Raw genomic sequence first — 1,741 nt, forward strand, 5'->3', positions numbered from 1 at the left:
AGCCGAAGTTCAGTGGATCGGAGGGGGGAGGAAAGGACGAAAAAAAGTGGAGCAGTTACAAGGCAAAAAAATAGAGTTTCCTGTCTAATGTTTACCTCTTCATATTAAATTTGTGCAAACATTTATTTTCTATTATCAACATACCATTCCAATGGTTAAAATTTCACGATCCCTCTTTTTCATTGCTGCCAGCCTGTTTATCAATTTTGCCTGTATGCAAGATCACCTCCCGGCTACCTTTTCGTACCGACCCATTGACGCCCTCGTTGGCAGTGGCAGTGATCGCACGGAGTCGAACTACATCTTTTTAGGATATCAGGAAGGAGATTTAAATCAGTTCGATCCGACCAGCCTAACCTCATCTACTGCATTTGGTTTAAAAATTCGCACTGCGCTTTCTCAGTCGAGCTGGTTCATGGAAGGAGCTCTGACCGGAATCGGATATCGGACTAGTGCAGATGTGACTGATCCACTCTACAATACAATCACGGATTGGAAAAGTCTGGAAAATGTTGCTGGAAATACCTTTAGCAATGGAGGGGCAGGTCTGAGTACGCCCGATGACTTTAAGTTTGTCAAGTATTTCTTCCGCATCAACGCTTTTCGAATTGATCAGATTGGAGGAAAGACTTATCTACGCTACCGGGCAGTTGCTGAAAATGAAACTCAACCCGTTGGATTGGTTTTTGAGTTAAACTAGTCCGGGTAATGGATTGTACTATAAGCTGTACGGATCATTTCGTACAGCTTATTTTTTACAAACTCAAACCCACCAAGGCTTTTAAAATTAACCAAACAATCGCGGAGTATAAGTTATGGGCAAGTTTATAATGATACTCAACAGCGAGAACACTCATACAAGAGAACCACTGAACATTATAGGTTCTATAACATACTAAAAAGATTATCAAAAACTCCAATCAAAATTCCTAGCAATGCAAAAAAACTTTTTACGAACAGTCTTACTTGTTATTGTAATAGCTACGGCGGTTAAAGCTCAAGTTTTAGACAATACTTTGCCAACTCAATCCGACACAGTTAGAATAGAGAAAAAGTCCGGCGGGGATCGTTTTTTTAGGAATAGTAAAGAATTAAAAATACAACAACTTCAAAAACTTCTGAAAAATAATGAACAAGCCAACAAGTATCTAAAATCGGCGAAATCATCAAGCACGATTGCGACACTATTTGGCTATGCAGGAGGGTTCATGATGGGTTGGCCACTTGGCACTTTAATGGGTGGAGGAAAGCCAAATTGGGCTCTTCTCGGTGTCGGTGCAGGTTTGGCGAGCGTTTCCCTTCCCTTTTCCCAAAGCGCAAAGAAAAAAACAAGAAAAGCGGTAAGTGAATATAATACAACTTTAACCTCGACTTCTTCAACAAGATTTAAAGAATTTAATTTTGTGATGACTACTAATAAAGTTGGGCTTGTATCCAAATTTTAAGATAGTCACATCGGATAAATAAGCGCATAACATCAAGTTGCCTATAGGGGTCTGAAGTGCTTCTGTTGACACATTTTTACATTATCTAATTTCTTATGAGGACGGAATGTTTGAGAATAATGAATCTCGATCTGAGGGCAGTAAGGGTAGCTTTCAAACCCTTTTCGCCCGAGAAGCTAACTAGTATCTTCATTTTGATGCGTAGAAAAAACGTGGGATTTATGGTCTAACAAGTCGTCAATAATCAATCTGGCTTTATTGGACAATTAACCCGGTCAATTATTCTACGTACGCAA

At 39.6% G+C, this 1,741-nt stretch carries 2 protein-coding genes; both read left to right on the forward strand.

Translation table 11 applies throughout. From position 1 onward, the window contains the following. Positions 1-112: 112 nt before the first annotated feature. On the forward strand, positions 113-700 hold the full coding sequence (locus FH871_RS31625; protein WP_138995308.1) for a hypothetical protein: 588 nt from the start codon (positions 113-115) through the stop codon (positions 698-700). Positions 701-935: 235 nt separating this feature from the next. Continuing rightward, on the forward strand, positions 936-1,445 hold the full coding sequence (locus FH871_RS31630; protein ID WP_138995309.1) for a hypothetical protein: 510 nt from the start codon (positions 936-938) through the stop codon (positions 1,443-1,445). The last annotated feature ends 296 nt before the right edge of the window (positions 1,446-1,741 follow it).

The organism is Larkinella sp. C7 (genome assembly GCF_006149005.1).
Taxonomy (GTDB): Bacteria; Bacteroidota; Bacteroidia; order Cytophagales; family Spirosomataceae; genus Larkinella.